At 74.7% G+C, this 2,083-nt stretch carries 3 protein-coding genes; 1 reads left to right on the top strand and 2 read right to left on the bottom strand.

Translation table 11 applies throughout. The features are described from left to right. Positions 1-999 (top strand): sorbosone dehydrogenase family protein (locus H5J33_RS32540; RefSeq protein ID WP_181798315.1); only part of this gene is annotated, 999 nt, incomplete at its 5' end. Positions 1,000-1,026: 27 nt separating this feature from the next. Here the strand turns inward: H5J33_RS32540 and H5J33_RS32535 are convergent. After that, entirely contained in the window at positions 1,027-1,236 is a 210-nt protein-coding gene (locus tag H5J33_RS32535) for a DUF6191 domain-containing protein (protein WP_181798314.1), read from the bottom strand. 38 nt (positions 1,237-1,274) lie between these two features. Then, on the bottom strand, positions 1,275-2,083 hold an 809-nt coding region (locus tag H5J33_RS38020; protein ID WP_309485540.1), incomplete at its 5' end, for a response regulator transcription factor.

Raw genomic sequence — 2,083 nt, 5'->3', positions numbered from 1 at the left:
CCCGCCAAGGGGTCGGCGGAGGTGCTGCGCACGGTGGCCGAGGGACTGAAGTCACCGTGGGGGCTGGCCGCGCTGCCGGGCGGTGATCTGCTGGTCTCCTCCCGCGACGAGGGCACGATCAGCCGGATCGACACGAAGACCGGCCGGACGACGGTGCTGGGCACGGTCTCCGGGGTCCTTCCCGCCGGCGAGGGCGGACTGCTGGGCATCGCGCCGTCCCCCGGCTACGCCTCGGACCACATGATCTACGCCTACTTCACCTCGGCCTCGGACAACCGGATCGTCCGCGTGCGCTACGACGAGCGCAAACCGGCCGGTGAGCGACTGGGCGCCCCCGACACGGTGTTCAAGGGCATCCCCAAGGGCACCGTCCACAACGGCGGCCGGATCGCGTTCGGTCCGGACGGCATGCTGTACGCGGGCACCGGCGAGACCGGGCGGCGGGGCCTGGCGCAGGACCGGTCCTCGCTCGGCGGGAAGATCCTCAGGATGACCCCGGACGGCGAACCGGCGCCCGGCAACCCCTTCCCCGGCTCCGTCGTGTACTCCTACGGCCACCGCAACGTCCAGGGGCTGGCCTGGGACGCTCACCAGCGGCTGTTCGCCTCGGAGTTCGGGCAGGACACCTGGGACGAACTGAACGCGATCAAACCCGGCGGGGACTACGGCTGGCCCGAGGCAGAGGGCCGCTCGTCCGACCCCCGTTTCCAGAACCCGGTGGCCCAGTGGCACACCGACGAGGCCTCCCCCAGCGGCATCGCCTGTGTGAACGGCGCGATCTGGATGGCGGGACTGCGCGGCGAGCGGCTGTGGCGCATCCCGCTGGACGGCGTCTCGGCCTCGGCCGCCCCTCAGGCGTTCCTCACCCGCACCTACGGCCGGCTGCGCACGGTGGCCCCGGCGGGCGGCGGCCGGCTGTGGCTGGTGACCAGCGACACGGACGGCCGGGGCAGGCCGGGGAAGGGGGACGACCGGGTGCTGGAGCTTCAGGTCCGCTGAGCCGGCCCGCCGGCCCGCAGGCCGAGGTCAGTTGGGCTCGGACCCGGGCTCCTCGTCGGCCGGCACGGGCTCGCCGGCCGGGGACAGCCGTATGACCGCCTTGCCGGAGGCCAGGTCTATGGGGCCGCGCCCGGGGTCGTTGTCGCCGACGTCCTCGCGGGACAGCTCCAGGCGGTTGAGTTCGTCCCGGGTGTGTTTGCGGCCGGGTGCGAACAGGTCCTCGAAGACGTTGAACACGGCTTCCCCCTCATTGCCGGTTTTCTCCAGCGTAGGTGTCACCCGGACGATCCGGCAGCGAGTGTCCCGGCCACGAACAGGCCGAGCCGGTGCGCCACCGCCGCCGCCTCGCCCCGGCCGGAGACACCGAGCTTGCCGAGGATGTTGGAGACGTGGACGCTCGCGGTCTTCGGCGAGATGAACAGCTCCTCGGCTATCTGCCGGTTGGTGCGGCCGGCCGCGACCAGGCCGAGGACGTCCCGCTCCCGGCTGGTGAGGCCGAACGCGGCGGCCGGATCGGCGGCCGGGTCCCGCCGCTTGCCGCCGCCGAGGCTGAGCCGGGCCCGCTGGGCGAGCCGGGCGACGGAGCCGGCGAGCGGACGGGCCCTGAGGTGGTCGGCGACCGCCGCGGCCAGTCTGAGCAGTTCCACGGCGCGGTCGCGCTCGTCGTCGCCGCCCTCGGCGAGCAGCGCCCCGGCCAGGCGGTGCCGGACCCGGGCGAGGTCGTAGGGGCGGTCCAGGCATTCGAAGGCGGCGACGACCGGGGCCCAGGTCTCGGCGGTGTCCCGGCCCTCGGCGCGCAGCAGTTCGGCCCGGGCCCAGCCGCTGTGGGCCTGCCACAGGGGGACGCCGGTGGTCAGCGTCCGTACGGTCGTGGCGAGGCGGTCGAGGATCTCGGCGCGGCCGGGCCGGGCGGCGGGCAGGGTGCGGGCGTCGGCCTCCGCGGTGGCCGCGGCCAGCAGCAGCGGCCAGCCGTACCGGTGGGTGCCGGGCGGGAAACCGGCGTCCAGGACCGGCAGGAGGAGCGCGCGGACGTCGTCGATCCTGCCCTCGGCCGCGGCTATGCCGACGGCGGTGCGGATCAGCG

Origin of the sequence: Streptomyces sp. WELS2 (assembly GCF_013870595.1) — a bacterium.
Classification (GTDB): domain Bacteria; phylum Actinomycetota; class Actinomycetes; order Streptomycetales; family Streptomycetaceae; genus Streptomyces.
The sequence above is the reverse complement of the archived record's forward strand: the minus strand, read 5'-3'. Positions and strand labels throughout refer to the sequence as shown.